Raw genomic sequence first — 24,839 nt, 5'->3', positions numbered from 1 at the left:
CCCTCGGCCCGTCTCGTGCCTCGCCCGCCGGGGGTCAGGCGCGCGGATTCCAGATAGCTGCACGAAATCATCATGTTTCACGCGTGGTCGCCCGCATCGGCGCGGACGGTCACGATGTCGGGAAGCGAGATGGCCAGGGCCCGGCAAAGCGCCTGCATGTCGACCGGCAACGGCGACTGGAACGCCATCGCCCGCCCGTTGGCGGGATGGCGGAAGCCGAGCTCGGCGGCGTGCAGCGCCTGCCGTCCGAAGCCGGTGACGAGCGCGCGGGCGCTCTCCTCGAGCTTTGCCGCCTTGGTCTTCAACCCCGCGCCATAGACGGGATCGGCCACCAGCGGATGGCCGATATGGGCCATGTGGACGCGGATCTGATGGGTGCGCCCGGTCTCCAGCCGGCATCGCAGCAGCGAGGCCTCGGCCGCCGCCTCGCCGACGACGAGCGTCTCGTAATGGGTGACGGCATGCCGGGCGTCGGACCGTCCCGCCGGGACGACGGCGCGCTTGATCCGGTTGGTCGCCGAGCGGCCAAGCGCGGCATCGACCACGCCCGCGGGCGGTTGCGGCTCACCCCAGGCGACGGCCAGATAGGCGCGGATCAGCCGGCCGTCCCGGCCATGGGCGGCGAACTGCTCCGACAGGCTGCGATGGGCGATCTCGGTCTTGGCGACGACGAGGAGGCCGCTGGTGTCCTTGTCCAGCCGGTGGACGATGCCGGGCCGGCGAACGCCGCCGATGCCGGTGAGGCTCGGCCCGCAATGGGCGACGAGGGCGTTGACGAGCGTTCCGTCGGGATTGCCGGCGCCGGGATGGACGACCATGCCCGGAGGCTTGTCGAGGACGAGGAGGACCTCGTCCTCGTAGCGGATGTCGAGGGCGATCGCCTGCGGCTTCGGCTCGGGATCTTCGGGGGCGGGAAGGGCGAGGTCGACGCTCTCGCCTGTGGCCAGCTTGCGCTTGGCGCCGCCGGATGGGCCGTTCCCGACCACGACGTGGCCGGCTTCGATCAGCGCCTTGATGCGGCTGCGCGACAACTCGCCCTCGAGCTTGCGGGCGAGAAACACGTCCAGGCGGTCGCCGCTATCGGTCTGGCTGACGACGAACCGTCTTGTCTGCATGGTTCAAAGCCTTGTACGAGCGACTGAAATCGATCGGGCTCGGCGGCGGCAGCGCGGCGGCGCCCGACATGGCCATCACGAGAGGACGCATCATGGCGCGTGGCAATCAGGACGAACCCGAAGACGAGATGCCGCTCGACCCGGCAGCGGAACGCCTGCGGCGCAAGATGGTGAGGCTTCTGGTCGTCTCGGTCGGCATCATGATCGTCGGGGTTATGGCGGTGCTCGGGGTCGTTGTCTACAAGACGCTGCCCAGGGACGGCGGGCTCGGCGAGGCGGCGGCGACGATCGCGATCCCCGCCGGCGAGGCGATCCTCGCCGTTTCGATGGATGGCGAGCGTGCGCTCGTCCACACGCGGGCGGACGGCGCGGACCGTCTCTATGTCGTCTCGCTCGCCGATGGCGCGGTCCTCAAGCGCCTCGCCGTGGGGCAGGGCGCCGCCGGCAACTGACGAGGCAGGACGGAGCGAGCGGGGGAATCGCGCCTGCCGCTTCCTCTTGTCCCTTCTGCGATTCGACCGTCCGGCACGCCCGCTGGATCGCGCCCCAGGTGGCGGAGCGGCAAGATCATCGGCGGATTTGCTGGCATTTCCCACCATTCCGCATTCGTCCGCGTATTTTCCACAAGGCCCGAAAGAAAACGGGTTGCCAAGCCGGGAATGGCTGGTTATATCGGCCGCATTGGCACGCGCCCATCGTCTAGCGGTTAGGACGGCGCCCTCTCACGGCGCAAACAGGGGTTCGATTCCCCTTGGGCGTACCAATATCCTCCCTGCTCTATTCTCCGATATACCAGCGTGTTCGATCGGCGCGCGTCGTTGTAATGATGTCGAAGCGCCAAGCGCTGGCGGCTTCGGCTGTGGCGGCGAGGGCTGTTGTTGCGGTCTCGATGCGCTTCGCAGTCGCCAATGACGCGACGGCGGCACGCCGCGGGTTGCTGTTCCGGCGCTGCCGAGCGACGCCGCATCGCTCGTTTCGAGAGTCGAGCGCGAGCGTCATGGTCAGCGTGGAGCGCAGCGGACGGCATCTCCTGCAAAGCGGTGCACTGGCCCACTTGCACTTTGGCCGCAAACTCGGCACAGACGATGCAAGGCCGTAGGGTGCCATCAGACCCCGCCAGACGGTGAGCTGGCTGCAGAGCGAGTGACGAGCATTGTTGTTTGAAAGACTTTTTCTGAGCGTCGGTGCCATGAAGGCCGGCACGACGTGGATGCAGCATGTCCTCGCCGAGCATCCCGAGATCTATTTCACGCCGGAAAAAGAGATCCATTATTTCGCCCAGGCCTACATTCCGGGCGAGCTGCCTCTCGCCACCCGCAACCGGCTGACGCGGGCGTCGTCCTATATCGGCATCGATCCGCGCCACAATACGCCCGCCGGCGTGCGCGCGCGGCTGCTCTGGACCGCCAACTATCTCGCCGAGCCGGTCGACGACCTGTGGTACGCCAACCTCTTCACCTTCCGGCCCTCCGGCGCCTATTGCGCCGATTTCAGCAATCTCTACGCCCATGTGGAGAAGCCGGGATGGGATCGCATCCGCGACATGGCTGAGACCCTGCGGGTCATCTACACCATGCGCGACCCGATCAAGCGGTTGTGGTCGCATGCGAAGTTCCACGCCCAGTTCGTCGGCCAGGCCGAACAGATCTGGGACTGGACCCCCGAAAGCGTCGAAGCCTTCGTGCGGCGCGACTTCATCTGGAAGAACGGCGAATATGGCGCGGCCGTGCGGCGGCTGCGCGGGGCGCTGCCGAAGGACGAGCTGCGGGTCTATTTCTTCGAGAACATCCACCGCGACCAGCGCGGCTGGCTGCGCGACATCGAGTCCTTCCTCGGCATCGCGCATCGGGACTATTCCGACGCGCTCTTGGGAACGCGCGTCAACGAGTCGGTCGATGCGCCGATGCCCGAGTGGTTCGCCGGCCTGTTCCAGGCCGATGTCGAGCGCATCGTCGCCGAGTTGCGCGAGGAAGGGCTCGAGGCCCCGTCGTCCTGGATGAAGAGCTTCGGCAGCAAGGCTGCCTGAGGACCGGCAACCACGGCCGCTTTGCGCAGCCGTAGGGCCGTCGACGTCTCGACACTGCCCGCCGGCAAGACCTGTCGCTGACGGCTGAGAATCACCGAGGCCGACCGATCAGTCCGGCCGAGTTCGCCGCCAGAATGCGAAGACCGCGCCGGGTGGCGAGACCGCCGGATCAGCCTGGCGGATCGGCATCCGGTCATCCGGTTCGAGCCGTGAAGGTCGGGCCGGAACCGCTGCGTCCCGGTCCGGCCCGGCGGCGTGGCTCACTCGTCGGGCAGGCTCGGCGCCATGCCCAGGGCCTGCAGGTACAGATCGAGGATCGCTTCCTGCTCCTGTCGCTCGTCGGCGTCCTGCTTGCGCAGCGAGATGACCTTGCGCAGGACCTTGGTGTCGAAGCCATTGCCCTTGGCCTCGGCATAGACGTCCTTGATGTCCTCCGAGATCGTCTTCTTCTCTTCCTCGAGCCGTTCGATCCGCTCGACGAAGGAGCGAAGCTGATCCTGCGCGACCCCGTTCGTGTCAGACATTTGGTCACTCCGTGTTCATTGGTACTGCAATCGATTGCCAGCGTTTAACGGGCTTTCCTAAGCCTTTCGTTACCATGGCCGATGCGCCCGCCGAACCGGACGCGCAAGGGGCTGCGCGTGTGGAAAGCGAGGATGGCGCAGGATGACCGGCGCTCAGTGCCCATCCTTGGGAGCGTTCGCCGAAAAGGCCGCCTGCGTTTCGGGCGAGGCCTCGCGCTGGTAGCGTTCGCGCCACTGGTCGTAGGGCATGCCGTAGACGATCTCGCGGGACTTCTCCTTGTCGAGGGGAATCCCGTCGGCCTCGGCGGCCTCGCGGTACCAGTTCGACAGGCAGTTCCGGCAGAAGCCGGCAAGGTTCATCAGATCGATGTTCTGCACGTCGGTGCGCTCGCGCAGATGATCGCGCAGGCGGCGAAAGGCCGCCGCTTCGAGGGCGATGCGCTGGTCGTCGGAAAGGTCGGGCATGGCTTGCGCTCCGGTTCGCTCGTTGATCACCGGCATATCGACACGGCGAGCGTCGGCATCAAGCCGGAGGGCGCCACGCGCTGGATCGGCCGCCCTCGCGTGGCCGGCCGCGGCGTCGTCCTGCCCGCGATCCTCGGAGTCGCGGGCAGGACGAGAGGGGCCGCCTCAGCTCAGGCCTTGGCCTTCTGCGCATCGGCGCGGGCGACGGCCTCGCTGATCAGCTTGCGCGCGATGTCGCTGCCGCCCCAGTCGCCGATCTTGACCCACTTGCCGGGCTCGAGGTCCTTGTAGTGCTCGAAGAAATGCTCGATCTGCTTCAGGGTGATCTCGGGCATGTCGGACGGCTCGAACACCTTGGCGTAGCGCTGGGTCAGTTCGGGCGAGGGCACGGCGATGATCTTCTCGTCCTGGCCCTTGTTGTCCTCCATGATGAGGACGCCGATCGGGCGGCAGTTGATCACGCAGCCCGGAAACAGCGGCCGGGTGTTGCAGACGAGGACGTCGATCGGATCACCGTCGTCGGACAGCGTGTGCGGCACGAAGCCATAGTTTCCCGGATAGGTCATCGGGGTATAGAGGAAGCGGTCGACGACGAGGCAGCCGGCCTCCTTGTCCATCTCGTACTTGATCGGATGGCCGCCGACCGGCACCTCGATGATGACGTTGATGTCCTCGGGGGGATTGATGCCGCGCTTGATCGCGTCGATGCGCATGGAAAACTCCTGTGACTGGATCGTCCGGCTCGCCTGCCACGGTCCCCTGACGTTGGTCCGGACATCCGTCCGGACGCCGCCTCGTCAGAGGATGCACGGCTTCGACCGTTCTCCGCGTCCTTAGCGGCTGGACCACGCCGTTGCAACGCTTGCCAGCGCGCGCTCGAGGCGCGCGAGGGGCATCACCGGCAGATCACCCGGTGCGATTCCGGGCGCCTGTGCCGGCTGCCTCGCCGCGAAGGGCTTCTGGCGCTCCCGACTTCCTGTATCGTCTGCATCGGCCCGAATCGGCAGACGCGCCCCGGACCGACCCGCCGCGACCCGCAATCATCCCCGGCAGCATCCCTTGCACAGTGCAGACGGCCCCTCGACCGACATGCCAGCCGACGCATCCAGCGAGCGGCGGGCCGCCATCCGCACGCTGGTCCCGGTGCTGCTCGCCGTGCTTCCCTTCGGCGTCGTCTATGGGGCCGTCGCGGTGCAGGAGGGGCTCACCGTCGCCGAGGCCATGGGCTTTTCCGCCGCGATCTTCGCCGGCGCCTCGCAGCTCGCGGCGCTGCAGCTGATGGGGATCGGCGCGCCGGTCTGGTCGATCTTGCTGACCATCTTCGCGCTCAACTTCCGCCACGTGCTCTATTCGGCCTCGCTCAGCCGCCACCTCGGCGCCTTTTCCGGCCGCCAAAAGGCGCTGGCATTCTTCCTGCTGGTCGATCCGCTGTTCGGCGCCGCCGAGGTTCGGGCGGCGTCGCGGCGCCTGACGCCGACTTTCTACCTCACCTACGGCGTCCTGATGTATGGCAGCTGGCTACTGGCGACGCTGGCGGGGGCGAGCTTCGGCAGGCTGATCGAGGATCCCAAGGCCTTCGGCCTCGATTTCGTGCTGCCGGTCTATTTTCTCGGCCTGGTCATGGGCTTCCGCAGTCGCGGAGCCTTCTATCCCGTCGCCGCCACGAGCCTCGTCGTCTCCGTCGTCGTCTATTGGCTGGCCGGACCGCCCTGGCATGTCAGCATCGGCGGCCTGGCCGGTATCGCCGTCGCCGCGGTGATCGGCCCGCAAAAGCGCGTGTCCGAGGCGACGCGGGACACGTCCGCGGAGACAGGCTCGTGAACGCCGCGCCGCTCCTGTCCGACGGGGCCTGGTCGATGGCCTCGATCTGGCTGGTGATCCTCGCCGGCGGCCTCTTGACCTATCTGACGCGCTTCGGCGGGCACATCCTGATCTCGTTCTTCGGCACGATCCCGCCACGGGCCTCGGCTGCCCTCGACGCGGTTCCGGCCGCGGTGATGACGGCGATCGTCGCGCCGGTGCTGGTCTCCGGCGGCTGGCCCGAGCGGGTGGCGATCGTCGTCTGCCTCATCCTGTCGTTCCGGCTGCCGCTGATCGCCGTCGTCGTCATCGGCACGGCGATGGTGGCGGGGGCGCGGGCGCTGGGGCTGTGAGCCCGGCGCGCCTTATACGGTGCCGGGGAGGAAGATCCGCTTCATCACGCCGGTCCTGAACCAGAACTGATGAGCCAGAGCGCCTGCGACGTGCAGGCCGATCAGGATGAGCAGCGGCGTCCAGAGGAACTCGTGGATCTCGCCCGCCTCGCCGATCATGCCGAACCAGGCGACGAGGCCGGCGATCGGCATGAGGATCAGGATCGCGTAGATCAGCCCATGGGTGATCCAGGCGAGCCATGACGCCCAGGTCGGTTCCTCGGCAGGATAGGGCGGCCGGCCATGGGCGTAGCGGTCCAGGAGCCGGGCGAGGGTGGCGACCAGGATCAGCGATCCGGCGACGATGTGAACCCAGCCCCAGGTCTCGGTGGTGGCGTCGATCGGTGCCGCGCGGCGGGTGGCGCGCCACAGGTCGACCATCCATTCGTGGTCGACAAGCTGGACGATGATGAGGACGACGATCGTCCAATGGAGGGCGACGCTGAGCGTCGACCAGCCTCGCGGGCGGGGAGCGGTTGCGGACATGGGGCATGCCTCCTTCGAAAAGGGACGCGGCCGTCTCCTGCGCAGCGCCGGCGGCTTCCTGGACTGCGAGGCGGCGTCATCGGCATGTTCCGCAGGGAACGGCCGCCTGGCAAGTTAAGAAGCGTTATGAAGTGCTACGCAGCTTTGCCGATGGCTGCGTGCCGTGTTGCCGCCGTCGCATGTCGTGCCTCGCCGGTCTCGGCCGGGCATCCGCAAACCGCCACCCTCAGCGGGCGAGGGCGCGCGTCGCTGCCTCGATGCCGGCGAGCGTCAGCGGGAACATCCGGTCGTCCATCGCCTCGCGGATCATCCCCACCGACTGGGTATAGTCCCAGTAGCGCGGGTTGGAGGGGTTCAGCCACGCCGCCTTGCCCCACTTGCCCGTCAGCCGGTCCAGCCAGACCCGGCCCGGCTCGGCGTTCCAGTGCTCGACCGAACCGCCGGGCATGACGATCTCATACGGGCTCATCGACGCATCGCCGACGAACAGAGCCTTGTAGTCCGGCCCATAGGTGCGGATCACCTCCTCCGTCGGGATCGTCTCGGCGTGGCGGCGGCGATTGTCCTTCCAGAGGCGCTCATAGGGGCAGTTGTGGAAATAGTAGAAGTCGAGATGCTTGAACTCGGCCCGGGCCGCCGAGAACAGCTGCTCGACCGCCCGGACGTGGTCGTCCATCGAGCCGCCGACATCGAGGAACAGCAGGAGCTTGACGGCATTGTGCCGCTCGGGCCGCGTCTTGACGTCGAGATAGCCCTTGCGGGCGGTGGCATCGATCGTCTCGTCGAGGGCGAACTCCTCCTGCGAGCCCTGGCGCACCCAGCGTCGCAGCCGCTTCATGGCGACGCGGATGTTGCGGGTGCCGAGCTCGACGTCGTCGTCGAAGTCCTTGAACTCGCGCTTGTCCCAGACCTTGACCGCGCGGCGGTGGCGGCTTTCGGCCTGGCCGATGCGCACGCCTTCGGGATTGTAGCCATAGGCGCCGAAGGGCGAGGTGCCGCCGGTGCCGATCCATTTCGAGCCGCCCTGGTGGCGGCCCTTCTGCTCCTCGAGCCGCTGCTTCAGCGTCTCCATCAGCTTGTCGAAACCGCCGAGGCTCTCGACGAGTTTTTTCTCCTCGTCCGTCAGGTGCTTCTCCGCCAGCCGGCGGAGCCATTCCTCGGGCAGTTCGCGCGCGGCGATCTCACCCTCGCCCCCGCCGGACACGGCTTCGACGCCCTTGAAGATCTCGGCGAACACGCGGTCGAAGCGGTCGACGAAGCGCTCGTCCTTCACCAGGGTCGCGCGGGCGAGGAAGTAGAAGGCCTCGACGTCGTAGGTGACGAGATCGGCCTGCATGGCCTCTAGAAGCTGCAGGTGCTCGCGCAGCGTGACGGGCACGCCGACGGCCTTGAGCTGGAGGAAGAAGGTCAGGAACATGGGAGGAGGGTAACGGAGCATGCAGGGAAAGTCAGCCTTTCTCCCTGCTAAACGCTCTGCACGGATTGCACTACCTCTACGCGCATGATGATCTGCATCCTCGGTCACAGCGGATCAATGACGTCAAACGGCTGTCTGGATGCGCGACATGGCTCCCGAGAGACCGGGTGAAACTCAACAAGAGGCCAACGAGCGCATGGAAGACGCGCTCGGTCAGACGCTGAAGTGGATTGTCGGCGACAGATCGGGAACCGTCGTCCACCGGTTCGGGGATGAATTGCCGGATCATGGTGATGGAAGCCGGGACGACGCTCCAACACACACGCTCTTATCTCGCCGCTCGCAGTAGGCGCGAGACGCAAGGAAACGGCCGGCCCCGCTTTCGTGGGCCCGGCCTCGTCTTCATCCGATAGAGGGAGACGTGCCTACTTCTCCGGGTCCTCGACGTCCTCGCCGACCTCGACGCTCTCCGCCGGTCGGCGGGCCTGCTCGCCGCCCGTGCGGTCGACGCTGCCGGGGCGGTCGAAGGCGTTGTCCTCGCTGGGGCGGGCCTTCGGAGCGTTCTGGCGATAGGACATGTCCTGATCGCGGTCCTGCTCGTCGGCCCGGTTCTGCTGATTGTCGAACTTGTCCGGGGCGTTGCTCATCGCCGTCTCCTGTCCTCTGGCTTGGTGTCGAGGCGGCAAGCGCCTCGTCTTCCCGGAAAACCGGCCAGGGGAGCGATCGTTCCGCCGGGCCGCCAGCGATCCGGCTGGTGCGGTTTCCATCCGTCAGGTAAAGCGTCGGCGAACCAGCTCGTGGAGAAGATCGGGGTCGACGCGATCATAGGCCATGAGCAGTCTGGCGATCGGCTCGTCGAGCAGCTCTTCGAGCGTCGGCTCGCCTTTCATGCAGTCGTGCGACAGGCCGGACCGCCGTCCCGACCGTGGCCGAATCCGCTCGAAGGATTCTTCGAAACATTCTGAAGTGGCTTGAGAATCCATCATCCTCGTCCTCGTTGATGGAGGCCGATATGTGCCAGATTCGGACGGCGGGAAGATGACGGTTCCGATTTGAAGACAGATCTCTCGCGGCTGTGAGGACAGCTTGCCGTTGGAGCCCGAAAACGGCGGCAAAGCACCCTCGGATCGCACTGTCGCCAAGGCGACCCTTGTTGGCTGCGCACGAAAAAAGGCCGCCGGGCAGATCGCCCGACGGCCTTCGATGCATGGACCTCGCGGAAAGTGGCGAAGCTTAGCGCTTGGAGAACTGGAAGGAGCGACGGGCCTTGGCCTTGCCGTACTTCTTGCGCTCGACGACGCGCGAGTCGCGGGTCAGGAAGCCACCCTTCTTGAGGAGCGGGCGCAGGCCCGGCTCATAGTAGGTCAGCGCCTTGGAGATGCCGTGGCGAACGGCACCGGCCTGGCCCGACAGTCCGCCGCCGGCCACGGTGGCGACGATGTCGAACTGGCTGGAACGGTCGGTGGCGACGATCGGCTGGCGGAGCACCATCTGCAGGACCGGCCGCGCGAAATAGGCGGTGTAGTCCTTGTCGTTGACGATGATCTTGCCCGAACCCGGCTTCACCCAGACGCGGGCGACGGCGTTCTTGCGCTTGCCGGTGGCATAGGCGCGACCGAACTTGTCGAGCTTCTGGACGTGGACGGGGGCTTCCGGCTGGCCCGAAGCGACGGCTGTCGCGGCCTGGCCGAGATCCTCGAGGGACGAGAGCTGGGACATCAGGCTGCCCTCACATTCTTGGAGTTCATCGCCCGGATATCGAGCGTTTCGGGGGTCTGCGCCTCGTGCGGGTGAGACGGTCCGGCATAGACGCGCAGGTTCTTCAGCTGGCGACGGCCGAGCGGGCCGCGGGGCAGCATGCGCTCGACGGCCTTCTCGACGACGCGCTCGGGAAAGCGCCCCTCGAGGATCTCGCGCGCCTTGCGCTCCTTGATGCCGCCGGCATAGCCGGTGTGCCAGTAGTAGGTCTTGTCCCAGTATTTCTTGCCGGTCAGGACGATCTTGTCGGCGTTGACGATGATGATGTTGTCACCATCGTCGACATGCGGCGTGAAGGTGGCCTTGTGCTTGCCCCGGAGGCGAAGCGCGACGATGGAAGCGAGGCGGCCGACGACGAGCCCTTCGGCGTCGATCAGGATCCACTTCTTCACCACCGTCTCGGACTTCTGCGAGAAGGTTTTCATGGGTTGCCCCTGGATGTTGATCTGGTTGCGAGGCAAGCCGGTCGGGGCCGCCATATGAAAAGGGCGGCCGATCGGCCGCTCTTCCTGGGCGTCTCCATACGGTCACATGGGCCGGCTGTCAACGCATGAAAGCCGAACGACCCGCCCGCAATCGCCTGAAAATGCGGCTTCCGAGCGTCATGGTATCATATTACCGCAATTGTTTGCAGCGCATTGCCGCGGTCGGAATCCGGCTGCCTCGCAGGGCGCGCGGGATCTCATCGCGGCGGGATGGAATAGGTCGCGACCGCGTGGCAGACGGTCGTCCCGTCGTGTTCCCCGGCGATCGCCACCTCGACCACCGCCAGCCGCTTGCCGAGCTTCAGGAGCGAGGCTTTCGCGACGAGGGTTCCCGGCGGCGGCTTGATCAGGAAATTGATCGACATGTTGGTGGTGACCGCCAGTGCTACGGGCCCGATATGGGCGAGGATCGCGACATAGGCCGAGACGTCGGCGAGGGTGAAGAGTGTCGGTCCCGACACCGTGCCGCCTGGGCGCAGATGTCGATCGGCGGCGATCAGCTTCATGGTGATAAAGCCCTCGCCGATTCCCTCTACCGCGAAGCCGCTCTCCGGCCCCATCACCTGCGGGAATTCGTCAGTCAGGAACGCCTGCAGGTCCCGGAGTGTCATGATTGGCTGCATCGTCACTTCCCGTTCGCCCGCGCCTCCAAGGGTTGGCGCCAGCTTCTCGACTGCGATATGGTGTCACCGGCTTTGCCAAAAGAAGCAGAAAACGCGCCTCTGAGACCAGAAATTGTTCGACGAAGATATTACGTTTCTCGGCATGATGACTGCTAGTGCTTTCGGCATAGCTTGCGGTCTCATCATCCAGAAAGTGTGGTGGCGGGACTACCCTGATTCGACATATTTCCGCTCCAACATCCTCAAGCAGCTTCGTTATCTGTTCCCGTGGAGATGGACTGTCGTTATCGTTTTGTTCTTCGTATCAATGGCGGTGGGAAGTCTCGTCTCACAGATCCAGAAGGGGATCTGAGACACTGCGCTCGTTTGGTATCTACAGACCGTGTATTGCGGCGGCGCCGACGCTGAACGAAGCCGGATGCTGAACGAAGCCGGATAAAGGGTGGCGAGCAAATGGCCGTGTCGTCAGTACGTTCATTGACGGCGTTGCATTGAACGAGCGTCGACTGGCCGCCACTAACCGCGGCATCGGCACTTCCATGATACGTCAGCTGATTTAGGTATTCCAATTGATGGCCGAGATCCTTCCGATGAACCCCGACACCACGCCCCATCCGATCGAGGTGCAGAAGGCGCCGGGCATCACCCGCATCGCCCTGTCGAGCCCGCCGGCCAACGCTTTGTCGATCGCGATGATGGACGCGCTGATGGCGGCGCTGGCCGCGGCGGCCGAAGACCGCGACTGCCGCGTCGTCGTCCTCGCCGCCCATGGCAAGGTGTTCTCCGCCGGGCACGACCTGAAGGAACTGACCGCCCATCGCTCGGACGAAGACCGGGGCCGCGCCTTCTTCGAGACGACCATGCGCCGCTGTTCGGAACTGATGCAGGCGATCGTCCGGCATCGCTGCCCGGTGATCGCCGAGGTGAACGGTCTTGCGACTGCCGCCGGCTGCCAGCTCGTCGCCTCCTGCGACCTCGCGATTGCCTCCGAGGAGGCGCAGTTCTGCACCCCCGGCGTCAATATCGGGCTGTTCTGCTCGACGCCGATGGTGGCGCTGTCGCGCAACCTCACCCGCAAGCACGCGATGGAGATGCTGCTCACCGGCGAGCGGATCGACGCCCGTACCGCCCGCGAGTTCGGCCTCGTCAACCGCGTCGTGCCGCCGGAATATCTTGGCACCGTCGTCGGCAAATACGCCACCACCATCGCCTCGAAATCCGCCATGACGGTGAAGACCGGCAAGGAGGCCTTCTACGCCCAGGCCGAGATGGGCCTGTCGGAGGCCTATGACTACGCCGCCGGAGTCATGGTCGAGAACATGCTGGCGCGGGATGCGGAGGAGGGCATCGGCGCCTTCCTCGGCAAGCGGCAGCCGGAATGGACGCACGAATGACATCGGAGACATCCATCGGGCAGGGCGGCGCGAACGGCGCCGGCCCTCTCGCCTATCCGGACGCGCTGATCCGCAAGATCCTGTCGGAGACGAAGACCATCGCCATGGTCGGCGCCAGCGCCAAGGAGATCCGGCCGTCCTACTTCGTCCTGAAATATCTCCTTGCCAAGGGCTTCGACGTGATCCCCGTCAATCCGGGGCTGGCGGGCAAGGAGATCCTCGGCCGAACGGTCTATGCGGATCTGCGGTCGATCCCGGTTCCGATCGACATGGTCGACGTCTTCCGCGCCTCCGACGCCGTGCCCGGCATCGTCGAGGAGGCGCTCGGTCTCGATCCGTTGCCGAAGGTGATCTGGACGCAGCTCACCGTCCGCAACGACGAGGCGGCGGCGAAGGCCGAGGCCGCCGGTCTGACCGTCATCATGGATCGCTGCCCGAAGATCGAATATGGCCGCCTGTCCGGTGAGATCGGCTGGAACGGCGTCAATTCGCGGGTGCTGTCATCGCGGAAACCCAAGCTCGGCAAGGGCTATCAGAGCTTCGGGCTCAACACGCGCCGATAGCCGGACCGGGCTTCGCTGCTGCCGCGATCGCATCGGCACGGCTGGTCCCGCCATCGAGCACGAGCCGCACCACCGCACCGGCCCCGCAGAACGTCACGCGGCACGCCAGGCTTCCCGCGGTGCGAGGAGGCCTTCGGGATGAGTCGCGACCCTGTCGCGGCCGGCGTTCTTGGCGAGGTAGAGCGCCTTGTCCGCGGCTTCCACCGCGTCGTGGAAGGGTTGGTCCGGCGAGAAGGCGGCGACACCGAAGCTGGCGGTCAGGCGATGCTCCGGATCGATCTCCAGATGGCGGACGTCTTCCAGACGGGCGCGCAGCACGCTGGTCATCGCCACGGCCTCGGCGAGCGAGCCGTCCGGGACGAGAATGGCGAATTCCTCACCGCCGATCCTTGCGGCCTTCGCACAAATCTCCCGCAGCCGCTGGCCGAAGGCGCGGATCACGTCGTCGCCGACCCGGTGGCCGTAGCGATCGTTGATCCGCTTGAAATGGTCGATGTCGCAGAGAATGACGACGCCGCTGCGATCCTTCATCTCCGTTGCCATCCGCTCGAAGGCCCGGCGGTTGAGAAGATCGGTGAGTTCGTCGCGCTCCGACTTCTCGCGGTAGCTGGCCATGGCTGCGGTCAGCACCTTGGCGACCAGCAGAAGCACGATGGCGGGGGAGACGAGAGCGACCATTGCGAGGAGCAGCCGCTCGATCTCGGGACGGTTCAACCCGTAGAGGGACGGCGCGTCGCTCGCCATCGTCGGGTAGATGGGCAGACGGAGCGCGAAGATTGTCGCCAGCCCCGTCACGGCGACCAGCAGCCCGTAGTCGATGAGGCTCTTGTTCCGGATCCGGACGAGGCACCAGAGGATGTCGCCGATCGCCATGGCGGCGGCGAGCTTGTAGGGCAGGGTCTGATAGACGTTCTCGACCCCGCTCCCGACCACGACGAGGGAGATGCAGATGAGCAGGGCAATGATCGCGACGAAACTGCCGCTCGACTGCTTGCGTCCCGCGGCGAGGCGGATCGCCTGGCTGCCGCAGAAATAGGCCAGAGGCAGAAGGATGCTCACCGACGTCGTCTGGAGCACGGGTTCGACGCTCGGCTGCAACACGACGATCTCGAGAGCTGCGGCAGCGAGCGCGCCCGACAGCCAGAGCAGCGCGGACTGGCTGCGCATGCCCGCATAGATCAGGGTGCAGACCATCGCGAGGGCGACGACGAGCCCGGTGATCGCAGAAAAGATCCCGATCGTTTCGCCCACTCGCAGTCCTCTCGCTGCACAAACCGTAGCCGCCTGTTTATCTTATAGCCGCCTGTTTATGCTATTGTCGTTAAATCGCTCTTACAATCATCGGCCCGGTGCAGCCGGGTGGCTGCCCGCATGGGACGCTTTGCGCAGGCTCGTCGACGCGGCGGGCTCCGCAGCCCGGGCGGGACGCCGGGCATTCTTCCGTCGCTCCCGGCAGGCGCCGCCTCCGTTCCCGCAACGGCGCCGGAAGCCGACGCCGCCCTCGGCCCGATTGCCGAGCCTGGACGATCGCGGCAGATTCCGCGCCGGACGGCCATTCTCCCGGACTTGCGCTACGCTGTGTCGATACCCGAATCGCCTGGCATGATGGCGGGTGGCCATGACCGTGTGAAGTCGCCCGTCCGACCCGCGCACATCGCCCTGTCGCGGCCAGAGCAGTCCATGCGTCGCAACGGAGACAGACGTCAATGACAATCCGCATCGCCATGTGGTCCGGCCCCCGCAACATCTCGACCGCGATGATGCGGTCCTTCGGCGCGAGGCCCGACACGGTGGTCTGCGACGAGCCTTTCCTCGGCGCCTATCTCAAGGCCTCGGGCGAGCGCCAGCCGATGGCGGACGAGATCGTCGCGACGATGGATTGCGACTTCCGGTCGGTGCTGGGGCACGTCAGCGGCGAGGCCGACCTGCCGATCTGGTATCAGAAGCACATGCCCCACCACATGGTCGGCGCCATCTCGATCGCCGACATGCCGGATCATCGCCACGCCTTCCTGATCCGCACGCCGGAGCGCGTGGCGGCGAGCTATGCCGCGAAAAACCGGCTCGAGCGGCCGGAAGTCCTCGGATACGAGACGATGCGCCGCTATTTCGAGATGGAGGCCGAGCGGACCGGGCGCCCTCCGGCCGTGGTCGATTCCGACGACGTGCTGGCGGATCCGGCCGGGACGCTGGCAGCTCTCTGCGCCGCGCTGGCCATTCCCTTCACCGAAGACATGCTGAGCTGGGAGCGGGGACCCCATCCGGAGGACGGGATCTGGGGCGCCCATTGGTATGCCAGCGTCAACGCCTCGACGACCTTCGCACCGCCGCCGAAGACAATGCCGGAACTCTCCGCCGAGCACCGCGCGGTCGCCGAGGCCTGCCGGGCGGACTACGAGGCGCTCTATCGCCACCGGCTCGTGGCCTGACGCCCGTCGCGCCGGATGGCGGGCTTCGAGCGCCTGCCCGGGTGAAAACGCGCACGGCCGGAGCGACGATGCCGCCCCGGCCGTAAAATCGGGCTGGTCTCGCGAGGCGAGGGCGCGCCGGCCCCGCCGAGCGCCTCACTGGGGCGCGTTCGGGGGCGTCGTCCCCGTCTCGAGGGTTCCCTCCGGCAGCGTTGCCGGAGCGATCGCCGTCTGCGAGGGGCGAGGGGCTTCATCGCTCGTGGGAGCTGCCGGCTGCTCGCGGCTCCGCTGTTCGTCCGCAGAGGCTGCGGGAGCGTCCTCTCGGCCGCCATTCGCCCCATCGGCCGGTGTGGCCGCGGCGGGTGCCGCCGGACCCGCTGCCTCATCGTCGCCGGCTCCGCCGGCCGGCTGCCCCGCCTGCTCTCCGACCACGCCTGCCGGCCGATTGGCCGAGCCGCCGAGACGCTGGCCGTCCGAGCCGATCGGCTGGGACGAGACATTGCCATCCGCCGAAGCGACCCGCCAGACCGTATTGCCGGCATCGTCGGCCACGAGCAGCGCACCGGTGCCGTCGATGGTCACGCCCACCGGGCGGCCATGGGCCTTGTCGCCATCGATGAACCCGGTCACCACATCCTGCGCCTTGCCGGCGGGCTTGCCGTCCTCGAAGGGCACATAGACGACCTTGTAGCCGTTGAAGAAGCTGCGGTTCCAGCTGCCGTGCTCGCCGATGAAGGCGCCGTTCGCGTATTTCTCGGGAAGCGCCGAACCGTAGGAAAAGGTCAGCCCGAGCGCCGCGACGTGGCTCGACAGGGCGTAGTCCGGCGGAAGGGCCTTCTCCACCATGTCCGGCCGCGGCGGGTGGACCCGCGGGTCCACATGCTGGCCGTAATAGCTCCACGGCCAGCCGTAGAAGGCGCCTTCCTTGACCGAGGTCATGTAGTCGGGGACGAGGTTCGGCCCGAGCTCGTCGCGCTCGTTGACGACGGTGTAGAGCTCCCCCGTCTCCGGGTGGACGGTCAGGCCGTTGGGGTTGCGCAGGCCCGAGGCGAAGACGCGGGCCGCACCGGTCTGCCGGTCGACCTGCCAGATCGCCGCCCGGCCCTTCTCGGCTTCGAGACCGTTCTCGGCGATGTTCGAGTTCGAGCCGACCGAGGCGTAGAGGTGACGGCCGTCGGGGCTGAGGGCCAGATCCTTCGTCCAGTGATGGTCGATCGGCCCGCCCGGCAGCGGCGTCAGGACACGCGGCTGGGCGGCGATTGCGGTCTGGCCGAGTTCATAGGGATAGGCGAGAATGGCGTCCGTCGCGGCGACATAGAGGGTGCCGTCGGCAAAGGCGACGCCGAAGGGCGAGTTCAGCCCGGTGAGGAGGTCGTGCCGCTCGTCGACCGTGCCGTCGCGGTTGGTATCCCGCAAGAGCGTCACGATGTTGCTCGGCTTCTGCTCGCCGCCGCCCCCGCCATGGGCCATCGCCATGATCCAGCCGCGGATGAAGTCCTTCGGCCGGTTCTGCGGCTTGCCGGAAGGTCCGCGGGACTGGACGACGAGGACGTCGCCGTTCGGCAGGGTGTGGACGGTGCGGGGATTGGCGAGACCGGTCGCGTAGGGCGTCACGATGAGGCCATCCGGAACCTTCGGCGCCTGGCCGTCCTGCCAGCCGATCACCTCCGCGACCTTGAGGCTGGGAAGCAGCGACTGCGCCGGCTCGGGCAGAAAAGGGTCCGGGCCGATCTGCCGCGAGACGTCGAAGTCGGGCCCGCCGTCCTGTGCCGCGGCAGGGATTCCGGTGAGCGCGATGGCCGTCGCCGCCAGCAGCGACGCATGCGAGACTGCGGGTCGATTAGCCATGATAGTACACTCCAGCAAGGCGCCGGTTGGCCGCGATCCGTCCCCAGATCGCCGCGACGAGAACGAGGACGACGGTGATCGCGGAGAGGGTCAGCCCCCAGGGAACGACGGCAGTCCAGCCGTCACCGGCATGGACGAGGCTGTTGAAGAAGGCGAGGACCAGGACGACCGCGCCGAGGGCGATGTAGCCCCAGCCGGGAGACGCCAAGCGCACGCTCCGGCGCGCCGCAAGCTCGATCAGCCCGACGACGAGGGCCAGCCCGCCGACCACTTCGCCGGCAAGCAGCAGCCAGGCCGAGAAGTTCTGCCACATCAGATTGGCGGTCTGCCAATAGGCGATGTCGGTGAGAAGGGTGAGGGTGAAGCAGACGGCCGGAAAGGGCACGAGGAAATTCGCGATCGGGCGGCCGAGGGCGGTCGTCCTCAGTTCGGTGCTAGCGGATGCCATGGGACTTTCTCGAATGCGTCGAGGAGATGTTAGTCACCCTTACGATCTGCGCGGGTGGAAGGTTCCCTGCAGGGAGGGCGAATGGGACGGGCGGGACGCGCCCGCCCGGCGGATCTGGCGCGGAGACCGTGTCGTCGCGCCTCCGATCCGGAACCGCCGACAGGCCCGCCCACCCGGCCACTCGGAGCCGACGCGCGGGCGCGGCTTGTCGTCGTGACGCAAACGGCCGTCACTTCATCGCGTCGACCATCTGCTTGTGCTCCTTCAGCGTCGGCAGGGTATTGGCGGCGAAGGTCTTGATCGGCCCGTCCTCGCCATTCTGGGAATAGGCGGTGAACAGCGTGACGGCCTCGTCATGGGCCTTCTGCTGCATGGCGATGTAGGCGGCATCGAATTCGCTGTCGTCGGCGGCCGACAACTCGTCGAGCATGGTCTGATGCCGGGCGTCGAGCCCCGTCGGGACGGTAAGGCCGGTGCCGGACTCTTCCACCGCCTGCTGCATCTTCATGGCCGCGTTCGAGTGATCGGTGGCCATCATCTCCGCAAAGCCCCGGACATCCTCGTTCTGCGACTTCGTCAGGGCCAGATTGCTCGATTCAATCTCGAACGAGTTGCTGACGGCAGCCATCGGCACGAAGTTCGTCGCCGTCTTGACGTTCTGCGGGGCGGGCATCGCCGTCTTGTCGGTGTCCATGGCGCTCTCGCCCATGGCCGCGCCACCGTCGGGAGCCGCCTGGGTCTGGGCATGGGCCGGCGCCGACAGGCCGAGTGCGACGATCGCCGCGATTGTCAGGAACTGGGTTTTCATCGGATGTTTCTCCCTTGAGGTGAGACGGGACCCGGCAGGGCCCGCGCGTCTTCCCTTTCAAGCGGAGAGCGATGAATCCGGTTCCCGATCAAACGCCTAGCCGCGCACCGATGGTCGCGCGCAGGCGCTCGACGATGCAGAGCGGTCGCCGGCCCGGCGCTTGCGTTCGGGTCGCGGCCGGGTCCGGCCCCCGGGCTCACTCCATCGGCAGCTCGATGCCGACGAGGTCCGGCGACGTGGCCAGCGGCAGTTCGCGCTTCTGGTCCGGTCCGATGCGCCGTGACCGCGAGCGCGGCTCGAGCGTCTGCACCTCGCCGGTCTCGATCGCCCGCTCGATCGCCGCGAGGACGAGCATGTCGAGAAGGCCTTCCTCGCCGTCCGGCTCGGGATCGCGCCCTTCGAGGATGCAGGCGGAGAAATACTCCGTCTCGCCGGCGAACTGGTCGACCACCGCCGTCTCGCGCCGGGTCGTTTCGTCGCCTCTGGTGAGTTCGCAGGTGATCGCGGTGCCCTCGCCGAAGCCGAAGGCGGGCGAGACGTTCATCGTCCCTTCCGTGCCGACGAGGTAGAACTGGTCGACGCTCTCGGAGGAATAGGAGAGGGTGAAGCTCGCCTGCCGGCCTTCGGTGAAGGTCAAGATGACGCTGACGGTATCGTCGCAACCGAGATCTCTGTCGGTCCGCGAGGCGAAGGCCATGACCGCGATCGGCTCCGCCTCGAACAGGTTGCGCACGGCATTGATCGGATAGGTGCCCATGTCCGGCACCGGGCCGGCCCAATAGCCGCTGGTGGCCCGGTGGTTCGACGCCTTGACCATCTGGGCGAAGGTCGAGGTGAACAAGCGCGGCTTGCCGATCTCGCCCTTGCGGACGGCCTCGACCATGGCGATCGTGCCCGGTTCGCAATGCAGGCGGTAGGCGATCATCAGCTTCGCCCCGGAGGCCTTCGCCGCCGCGGCAATCGCCTCGGCGTCCTCGACGCTTGCCTCCATCGGCTTTTCGAGGAGGACGTGGATGCCCGCCTTCAGGGCCGGCTCGGCGAATTCCCGGTGCCGGAAGTTCGGCGTCGCGACATAGACCGCATCGACCGTGCCGCTCGCCAGCATCGCCTCGTATTCGTCATAGCCGTAGACATCGAGGCCGTAGCGCTTCGCCAGTTCCTCGCCCTTCTGCCTGTCGCCGGTGACGATGGCGGTCATCAGCGAATTGGAGGTCTGGCCGACGCCCGGCATGAAGGCGGCCTGGGAGATCCAGCCGCCACCGACGACGGCATAGCGGATCTTTCCTTCGAGGCTCGGCATGACGGCATAGCGGATCTTTCCTTCGAGGCTCGGCATGGATGTGCTCCTGTTTCCGGGAAATGGCGCAAGGGACATTATGCTCGTCCGCGGCCGAAAAACGGTTTGGCGCCCACTCGCCGGGCGGTCGGCTCACATGATAAGGCGGAGCAGAAAAGCGAACAGCCGGCGGCGGAAAGAATTCCCGGATCGGCGAGCGAGGGAGGCAGACGATGAACGGTCCGAAATTCGAGACGCTGGCGATCCATGCGGGGGCGCAGCCCGACCCGTCGACGGGGGCGCGCGCGACCCCGATCTACCAGACCACCTCCTTCGTCTTCGACGACGTCGACCATGCCGCCTCGCTGTTCGGCCTCCAGCAGTTCGGCAACATCTACACCCGCATCATGAATCCCACCCAGGCGGTGCTGGAGGAGCGGGTCGCCGCCTTGGAAGGCGGCACGGCAGCGCTCGCCGTCGCCTCGGGACACGCCGCCCAGCTGATCGTCTTCCAGGCATTGATGCGCCCCGGCGAGGAGTTCATCGCCTCGCGCAAGCTCTATGGCGGCTCGATCAACCAGTTCGGCCACGCCTTCAAGTCCTTCGACTGGACCGTGAAGTGGGCCGATCCGTTCGACCCGTCGAGCTTCGAAGCCCAGATCACCGAGAAGACCAAGGCGATCTTCATCGAATCGATCGCCAATCCCGGCGGCGTCGTCCTCGACATCGCGGCGATCGCCGAGGTGGCGCATCGCCACAAGCTGCCGCTGATCGTCGACAACACCATGGCGACGCCGTATCTGTGCAAGCCTTTCGAGCACGGCGCCGACATCGTCGTCCATTCGCTGACGAAGTTCATGGGCGGCCATGGCAACTCGATGGGCGGTGCCATCGTCGACGGTGGCACCTTCGACTGGTCGGCCGACGATCGCTACCCGATGCTGTCGGAGCCGCGGCCGGAATATAGCGGCATCGTCCTGCACGAGACCTTCGGAAATTTCGCCTTCGCCATCGCCTGCCGGGTGCTCGGCCTGCGCGATCTGGGACCGGCGATCTCGCCCTTCAACGCCTTCATGATCCTCACCGGCATCGAGACGCTGCCGCTGAGGATGCAGCGCCACTGCGACAACGCCTTGAAGGTCGCCGAGCATCTGAAGGGCCACGACAAGGTCGCCTGGGTGTCCTATGCGGGCCTGCCCGACGATCCGGGCCATCAGCGCATGCAGACCTACTGCCCGAAGGGCGCCGGCGCCGTCTTCACCTTCGGGCTGAAGGGCGGCTACGATTCGGGCGTGAAGTTCGTCGAGGCGCTGGAGCTGTTCTCGCATCTCGCCAACATCGGCGACACCCGCTCGCTGGTCATCCATCCGGCCTCCACCACCCATCGCCAGCTGGCCGACGATCAGAAGGTCGCCGCCGGCGCCGGCCCGGACGTGGTGCGGCTGTCCATCGGCATCGAGGAAGTCTCCGACATCATCGCCGATCTCGACCAGGCGCTGGCGAAAGCCTGAGCTTCGGCCGCAGCTTTCTCCCGAGCCACGGGTGGGGCGCCGCAGGCCCCGCCCTTTGAACAACCCTGCCATGCGGGAACGAGCGCGACTGCCGGGCATTTCCGCCCGTCCGTCGGCCGCCGGAACAAGCGTTCCGCGGCTTGCAGCGGACGAAGGCAGCAAGGAGCCCGCATGAGTGATCGTCTCATCCGTTTCGACAAGGCGGCCATGGAGCCCGAGACCGGCGCGCCGGACAAGGCGAAGGTCAGAAGCGGCCGCCCGACCCAGAAGACCTGGAACTTCGAGGACGACGGCAACGGCCTTTTCGCCGGCATCTGGGAGTCTTCCGCCGGCGAATGGGACGTCGAATATACCGAGTGGGAGTTCTTCCACATCCTCGAGGGCGTTTCGGTGCTGACCGAGGAGGGCGGCGAGCCGGTCAAGCTGACGGCCGGCGACAGCTTCGTCATCCGCCCCGGCTTCAAGGGCCGCTGGCGCGTCGTCGAGCCGACGAAGAAGCACTACGTGGTGAAGGTGTGATCTTTGGGATCAAGCGAGGGCAACTTCGTCCTCGTCTTCGGCGGTCTCCGGCACGGCCATGACAGCAACAAGAGCGTGCTGGCTGAACTTTTCATAGGCCGCTTTCAGCTTGTTCGCATAGAAGACGGCTTGTCCGGGTCCATTGTAAATTTTGGCAAAATCCAGCCATCGATGTGCGCGCAGATCATCATCGATTCCGCGGGACTGGATGAATTTCAACATCGCAACTAATTGTTGGCGTTCGCCTTTTTTGAAATCTTCGACCATGCTGATCACCCCAGCGTAACCACAGACAGCATAGTTGAACCCCATCATCTGTGGCAGCCCCCATGAGGCCGATCGCAGCGCCATCGTAATATTGATATTCATGGCTGTCGCGAGTTGCTGATATCGCTCGTCTGCCGATTTGGGGTAGGGTTTGGTCTTCCACTTCTTGTAGGCAACACCCGCCTGCACTGCCGCATCACGTTCCATTCCAGGTCCGAGTTGTCTATAAAAAACATGCGGTTCGAAGAGAATCTTCAGCCGATTGTCGGGAAAGAATCCTCTTCCCGCGGCTTCAACTTCAACGACAGCCCTGATTTCCGCGACGCCGGTCTTCAGGAAATTGGCGGCGTCTTGATAATCCGCGCTTGTCAGTCGGATGCCCGTCCCAACGAAATTCATGACGATCACTCCAAGATACCGCAAGGGAATGCTGGGATGATTACATGACGATATGCCTAAAAACAACAGCTGCGAGTTTTTCAATCGAGTGATCGTCGAAGTTACGGCATCAGGTCAGATCGCGCCGCCCGCTGGCGTCACCTCCAGCCTTTCCAGCCCATGGAAATGCCAGGAGTCCCGATAGCGGGGCGCGCCGGCGAGCGCGAGACCGGGACAGCGGGCGAACAGCCGCTCCAGCGCGATCCTCAGTTCGAGCCTTGCGAGTGGCGCGCCGATGCAGAAGTGGATGCCGCCGCCGAAGGAGGTGACGGTCCTCGCGCCCTTGTCCAGAAAGCGCCGCGGCATGAAGCGGTCCGGCTCGGCATAGGCGGCCGGGTCGCGATTGGCGGCGGCGAGGAGCAGCGCCACCTTGTCGCCGCGGGCAAGCGTCACGCCGCCCGGCAGATCGAGCGGTTCCAGAGCGTAGCGTTCGAAGAGATGCAGCGGCGGATCGAACCGCAGCGTCTCTTCCACCGTCGCCTCGCTCGTCCGGTCGTCGCGAAACAGCGATGCCGGCGCCTCGCCACATTCGAGAATGGTCTTCGCGCCATTGCCGATCTGATGGACCGTCGCCTCGTGGCCGGCATTGAGCAGCAGCACCAGGAGGGAGACCATCTCGTCGCGGTCGAGCCGCCCCGCTTCGTCTTCGGCCGCGATCAGGGCGCAGACGAGGTCGTCGGCAGGGGACCGGCGCTTCGCCGCGATGACGTCCCGCAGGAAGGCGGCGAAGTCTTCGGAGGCGGCATTGGCCGCGTCCTCGCTCTCTCGCGTCCGGCCGGGCGTATACATCGCCACCATGCGATGCGACCAGTCGAGGAGGTTGCCGGCCGAGGACATCGGCACGCCGATCAGGTCGGCGATCACGCGCACCGGCAGCGGCACGGCGAAGTCGGCGATCAGGTCGACCGTCGCCCGGCCCTCGAAGCCGTCGATCAGTTCGTCGGCCAGGGCTCCGATCTTCGGCGCGAGCCGTTCGATCCGGCGTGCGACGAAGGCCCTGGTCAGGAGCGAGCGCAGCCGGGTGTGGGTCGGCGGCTCGAGTTCGAGGAGGGAATGGGCCTCCAGCCCGTAGAAGGCGCGAAGATGGCCGGGCTTGCGGGAGAAATCCGGGCGCCCTTGCGGGTTCTCGGCGACGATCCGGCCGAAGCGGCGATCCTTGAGAATGGAAGACACGAGGTCGTGCCGGGCGATCGCCCATCCGTCGACGCGGTCCCAGCGGGCGATGCCGCCGGCCTCGTTGAGGGCCGCATAGGCGGGATAGGGGTTCTCGAAGAACCGCCGATCACGCGGGTCGAGCTCCAGCCGTCCGGCGGCGAGGCGGAAGCTGTCGGGCAAAGCGGGGGTGCTGGTACTGCTGCTCATGCCGTTCCATCGCGCCATGCGGGCGCGAAATCAACGGGGGACATGGCCTCGGCGGGTCGTCAGCAGGAGCCCCGCAGATGCACCTGCCGCCAACTCGTGGCTTGGTCGCGGACCTTCACCGTCACCTGCCTTGTGCCGTATTCCGGGGGCAAGATCCGCGCGATCCGGCGCTCCGGCTCGATCACCGCCCATTCGCGCACGGTCTCGTAGCGCGGCGCGACGACGTAGCGCTCGACCGAAGCCGGGCGCACAAGCACCTTTTCCCGCGTCACGCCGTAACGCGCCGGGATGACCTCGGTCCATTGGCGGCCGGGCTCGACCACCATCTTGCGATGCACGACCCCGTAGCGCGGCGGAACGGCGACGCGGCAATAGACCCGCTTGCCGTCGATGATCCGCCATTCCCAGCGCTCGCCGCCGGGATCGACCACGACCCGCTGCTCGACGGTCCGCGTGACCGGCGGTATCGAGCGGTGGATCAGGCGCGCCGGCTCCAGCACCACCTGCTTTTCGACGAAGCGATACTCGGCCGGAACGCTCGTTTCCGACACGCCGCCCGGCGCGACGAGCACTTCGCGGGTGCTCCAGCCGTAGCGGGCGGGAACGACGTCATAGACCGTCTCCGCCGGGCGCAGGATGACCGTCTCCTCCCGGGTCGCGTAGGCCGCAGGCTCGGAAACCGGCTGATAGCAGGCGACCGTGCGGCCACCAGCGCTGGCCGGGCTGACGGCGATTGCGAAGCTGCTTGCAGCGCTGAGGAAGGACAGCAACAGTCTTGCCGGCATGACATCATCCTTATGAATTCGTCATGCAGACAATAGAATAATCGACAGAAAGTGTACCGAAGTCTCGTCGCTATTTCGCAACACGGTTAAACCAGAAAAATCGAGTCAAATACGCGTGATC

27 protein-coding genes and 1 tRNA gene are annotated in these 24,839 nt (G+C 66.3%); 10 read left to right on the top strand and 18 right to left on the bottom strand.

The genetic code is table 11. The features are described from left to right. Window positions 1-77 precede the first annotated feature (77 nt). Complete coding sequence (locus tag ATO4_RS00730; protein WP_083589482.1) at window positions 78-1,115, bottom strand: RluA family pseudouridine synthase; 1,038 nt, start codon at window positions 1,113-1,115, stop codon at window positions 78-80. A gap of 11 nt (window positions 1,116-1,126) precedes the next feature. On the opposite strand from ATO4_RS00730, the gene ATO4_RS00725 reads away from it, so the two are divergent. From ATO4_RS00725 to ATO4_RS00715, 3 genes are all read left to right on the top strand, one after another. After that, a complete protein-coding gene (locus ATO4_RS00725) occupies window positions 1,127-1,567 on the top strand; it encodes a DUF6476 family protein (protein WP_083589481.1) in 441 nt (146 codons plus the stop codon). A 236-nt stretch (window positions 1,568-1,803) separates the two neighbouring features. Next, a tRNA-Glu gene (locus tag ATO4_RS00720) sits at window positions 1,804-1,878 on the top strand. A gap of 393 nt (window positions 1,879-2,271) precedes the next feature. Beyond that, a complete protein-coding gene (locus ATO4_RS00715) occupies window positions 2,272-3,141 on the top strand; it encodes a sulfotransferase (protein ID WP_210191002.1) in 870 nt (289 codons plus the stop codon). 260 nt (window positions 3,142-3,401) lie between these two features. Here the strand turns inward: ATO4_RS00715 and ATO4_RS00710 are convergent, their stop codons facing one another. The 3 genes from ATO4_RS00710 to ppa form a co-directional block, all read right to left on the bottom strand. After that, the gene (locus tag ATO4_RS00710) at window positions 3,402-3,665 is read right to left on the bottom strand and encodes a DUF2312 domain-containing protein (protein ID WP_083589480.1); all 264 of its coding nucleotides are present in this window, start codon (window positions 3,663-3,665) and stop codon (window positions 3,402-3,404) included. A 153-nt stretch (window positions 3,666-3,818) separates the two neighbouring features. Beyond that, window positions 3,819-4,130 carry a DUF1244 domain-containing protein gene (locus ATO4_RS00705; RefSeq protein WP_083589806.1) on the bottom strand — a complete coding sequence of 104 codons (312 nt, stop codon included), beginning with the start codon at window positions 4,128-4,130 and terminating at the stop codon, window positions 3,819-3,821. A gap of 170 nt (window positions 4,131-4,300) precedes the next feature. Then, entirely contained in the window at window positions 4,301-4,843 is a 543-nt protein-coding gene (gene ppa / locus ATO4_RS00700; protein WP_083589479.1) for an inorganic diphosphatase, read from the bottom strand. 376 nt (window positions 4,844-5,219) lie between these two features. On the opposite strand from ppa, the gene ATO4_RS00695 reads away from it, so the two are divergent. Together ATO4_RS00695 and ATO4_RS00690 are read left to right on the top strand one after the other, a co-directional pair. Then, window positions 5,220-5,951: an AzlC family ABC transporter permease gene (locus ATO4_RS00695; protein ID WP_083589478.1), complete on the top strand. Its 732-nt coding sequence runs from the start codon at window positions 5,220-5,222 to the stop codon at window positions 5,949-5,951. Further along, complete coding sequence (locus ATO4_RS00690) at window positions 5,948-6,283, top strand: AzlD domain-containing protein (RefSeq protein ID WP_245308494.1); 336 nt, start codon at window positions 5,948-5,950, stop codon at window positions 6,281-6,283. Before ATO4_RS00695 ends, ATO4_RS00690 begins: the two co-directional genes overlap by 4 nt. Window positions 6,284-6,295: 12 nt before the next feature. Here ATO4_RS00690 and ATO4_RS00685 read toward each other — a convergent pair whose 3' ends face one another. From ATO4_RS00685 to ATO4_RS00660, 6 genes are all read right to left on the bottom strand, one after another. After that, complete coding sequence (locus ATO4_RS00685; RefSeq protein WP_083589477.1) at window positions 6,296-6,808, bottom strand: cytochrome b/b6 domain-containing protein; 513 nt, start codon at window positions 6,806-6,808, stop codon at window positions 6,296-6,298. 226 nt (window positions 6,809-7,034) lie between these two features. After that, complete coding sequence (locus ATO4_RS00680; protein WP_083589476.1) at window positions 7,035-8,225, bottom strand: VWA domain-containing protein; 1,191 nt, start codon at window positions 8,223-8,225, stop codon at window positions 7,035-7,037. Between the two features lie 425 nt (window positions 8,226-8,650). Then, window positions 8,651-8,872 (bottom strand): hypothetical protein, encoded by a 222-nt coding sequence (locus ATO4_RS00675; protein ID WP_083589475.1) that lies wholly within the window; start codon window positions 8,870-8,872, stop codon window positions 8,651-8,653. A gap of 586 nt (window positions 8,873-9,458) precedes the next feature. Next, window positions 9,459-9,944, bottom strand: coding sequence for a 30S ribosomal protein S9 (gene rpsI, locus ATO4_RS00670; protein ID WP_083589474.1), 486 nt, complete (start codon window positions 9,942-9,944; stop codon window positions 9,459-9,461). Further along, window positions 9,944-10,408 carry a 50S ribosomal protein L13 gene (rplM, locus tag ATO4_RS00665; protein ID WP_083589804.1) on the bottom strand — a complete coding sequence of 155 codons (465 nt, stop codon included), beginning with the start codon at window positions 10,406-10,408 and terminating at the stop codon, window positions 9,944-9,946. Before rplM ends, rpsI begins: the two co-directional genes overlap by 1 nt. Before the next feature lie 257 nt (window positions 10,409-10,665). Next, window positions 10,666-11,091 (bottom strand): PaaI family thioesterase, encoded by a 426-nt coding sequence (locus ATO4_RS00660; protein WP_210191001.1) that lies wholly within the window; start codon window positions 11,089-11,091, stop codon window positions 10,666-10,668. Between the two features lie 572 nt (window positions 11,092-11,663). Here ATO4_RS00660 and ATO4_RS00650 point away from each other — a divergent pair. Then, a complete protein-coding gene (locus ATO4_RS00650) occupies window positions 11,664-12,485 on the top strand; it encodes an enoyl-CoA hydratase (RefSeq protein WP_083589471.1) in 822 nt (273 codons plus the stop codon). Continuing rightward, window positions 12,482-13,048, top strand: coding sequence for a CoA-binding protein (locus ATO4_RS00645; RefSeq protein ID WP_083589470.1), 567 nt, complete (start codon window positions 12,482-12,484; stop codon window positions 13,046-13,048). Before ATO4_RS00650 ends, ATO4_RS00645 begins: the two co-directional genes overlap by 4 nt. A 93-nt stretch (window positions 13,049-13,141) precedes the next feature. Here the strand turns inward: ATO4_RS00645 and ATO4_RS00640 are convergent, their stop codons facing one another. Next, a complete protein-coding gene (locus tag ATO4_RS00640; RefSeq protein ID WP_083589469.1) occupies window positions 13,142-14,299 on the bottom strand; it encodes a GGDEF domain-containing protein in 1,158 nt (385 codons plus the stop codon). A gap of 455 nt (window positions 14,300-14,754) precedes the next feature. Here ATO4_RS00640 and ATO4_RS00635 point away from each other — a divergent pair, with 455 nt between their 5' ends. Beyond that, complete coding sequence (locus tag ATO4_RS00635; RefSeq protein ID WP_083589468.1) at window positions 14,755-15,477, top strand: sulfotransferase family protein; 723 nt, start codon at window positions 14,755-14,757, stop codon at window positions 15,475-15,477. Window positions 15,478-15,612: 135 nt separating this feature from the next. Here ATO4_RS00635 and ATO4_RS00630 read toward each other — a convergent pair whose 3' ends face one another. The 4 genes from ATO4_RS00630 to ATO4_RS00615 form a co-directional block, all read right to left on the bottom strand. Then, window positions 15,613-17,304: a sorbosone dehydrogenase family protein gene (locus ATO4_RS00630; RefSeq protein WP_083589467.1), complete on the bottom strand. Its 1,692-nt coding sequence runs from the start codon at window positions 17,302-17,304 to the stop codon at window positions 15,613-15,615. Further along, window positions 17,297-17,752 carry a DUF2231 domain-containing protein gene (locus tag ATO4_RS00625; RefSeq protein ID WP_083589466.1) on the bottom strand — a complete coding sequence of 152 codons (456 nt, stop codon included), beginning with the start codon at window positions 17,750-17,752 and terminating at the stop codon, window positions 17,297-17,299. The genes ATO4_RS00630 and ATO4_RS00625 overlap by 8 nt, the downstream gene beginning before the upstream one ends. Before the next feature lie 229 nt (window positions 17,753-17,981). Then, entirely contained in the window at window positions 17,982-18,560 is a 579-nt protein-coding gene (locus tag ATO4_RS00620) for a DUF4142 domain-containing protein (RefSeq protein ID WP_083589465.1), read from the bottom strand. Window positions 18,561-18,756: 196 nt separating this feature from the next. Then, window positions 18,757-19,896, bottom strand: a complete 1,140-nt coding sequence (locus ATO4_RS00615; RefSeq protein WP_245308493.1) for a Gfo/Idh/MocA family oxidoreductase — start codon at window positions 19,894-19,896, stop codon at window positions 18,757-18,759. A gap of 173 nt (window positions 19,897-20,069) precedes the next feature. On the opposite strand from ATO4_RS00615, the gene ATO4_RS00610 reads away from it, so the two are divergent. Further along, a complete protein-coding gene (locus ATO4_RS00610; protein ID WP_083589464.1) occupies window positions 20,070-21,347 on the top strand; it encodes an O-acetylhomoserine aminocarboxypropyltransferase in 1,278 nt (425 codons plus the stop codon). Window positions 21,348-21,518: 171 nt separating this feature from the next. Then, window positions 21,519-21,866, top strand: coding sequence for a cupin domain-containing protein (locus ATO4_RS00605; protein WP_083589463.1), 348 nt, complete (start codon window positions 21,519-21,521; stop codon window positions 21,864-21,866). A 9-nt stretch (window positions 21,867-21,875) separates the two neighbouring features. Here ATO4_RS00605 and ATO4_RS00600 read toward each other — a convergent pair whose 3' ends face one another. The 3 genes from ATO4_RS00600 to ATO4_RS00590 are packed head-to-tail and all read right to left on the bottom strand — an operon-like array spanning window position 21,876 to window position 24,718. Next, a complete protein-coding gene (locus ATO4_RS00600) occupies window positions 21,876-22,616 on the bottom strand; it encodes an N-acetylmuramidase family protein (protein WP_139802175.1) in 741 nt (246 codons plus the stop codon). A gap of 30 nt (window positions 22,617-22,646) precedes the next feature. Then, complete coding sequence (locus tag ATO4_RS00595; protein ID WP_083589461.1) at window positions 22,647-23,933, bottom strand: cytochrome P450; 1,287 nt, start codon at window positions 23,931-23,933, stop codon at window positions 22,647-22,649. A gap of 59 nt (window positions 23,934-23,992) precedes the next feature. After that, window positions 23,993-24,718, bottom strand: a complete 726-nt coding sequence (locus ATO4_RS00590) for a hypothetical protein (protein WP_083589460.1) — start codon at window positions 24,716-24,718, stop codon at window positions 23,993-23,995. Window positions 24,719-24,839 lie beyond the last annotated feature (121 nt).

This window comes from Aurantimonas sp. 22II-16-19i, from assembly GCF_002088275.1.
Classification (GTDB): Bacteria; Pseudomonadota; Alphaproteobacteria; order Rhizobiales; family Rhizobiaceae; genus Jiella.
Note: the sequence above shows the minus strand (reverse complement) of the source record. Positions and strands in the feature narration are given on the sequence as shown.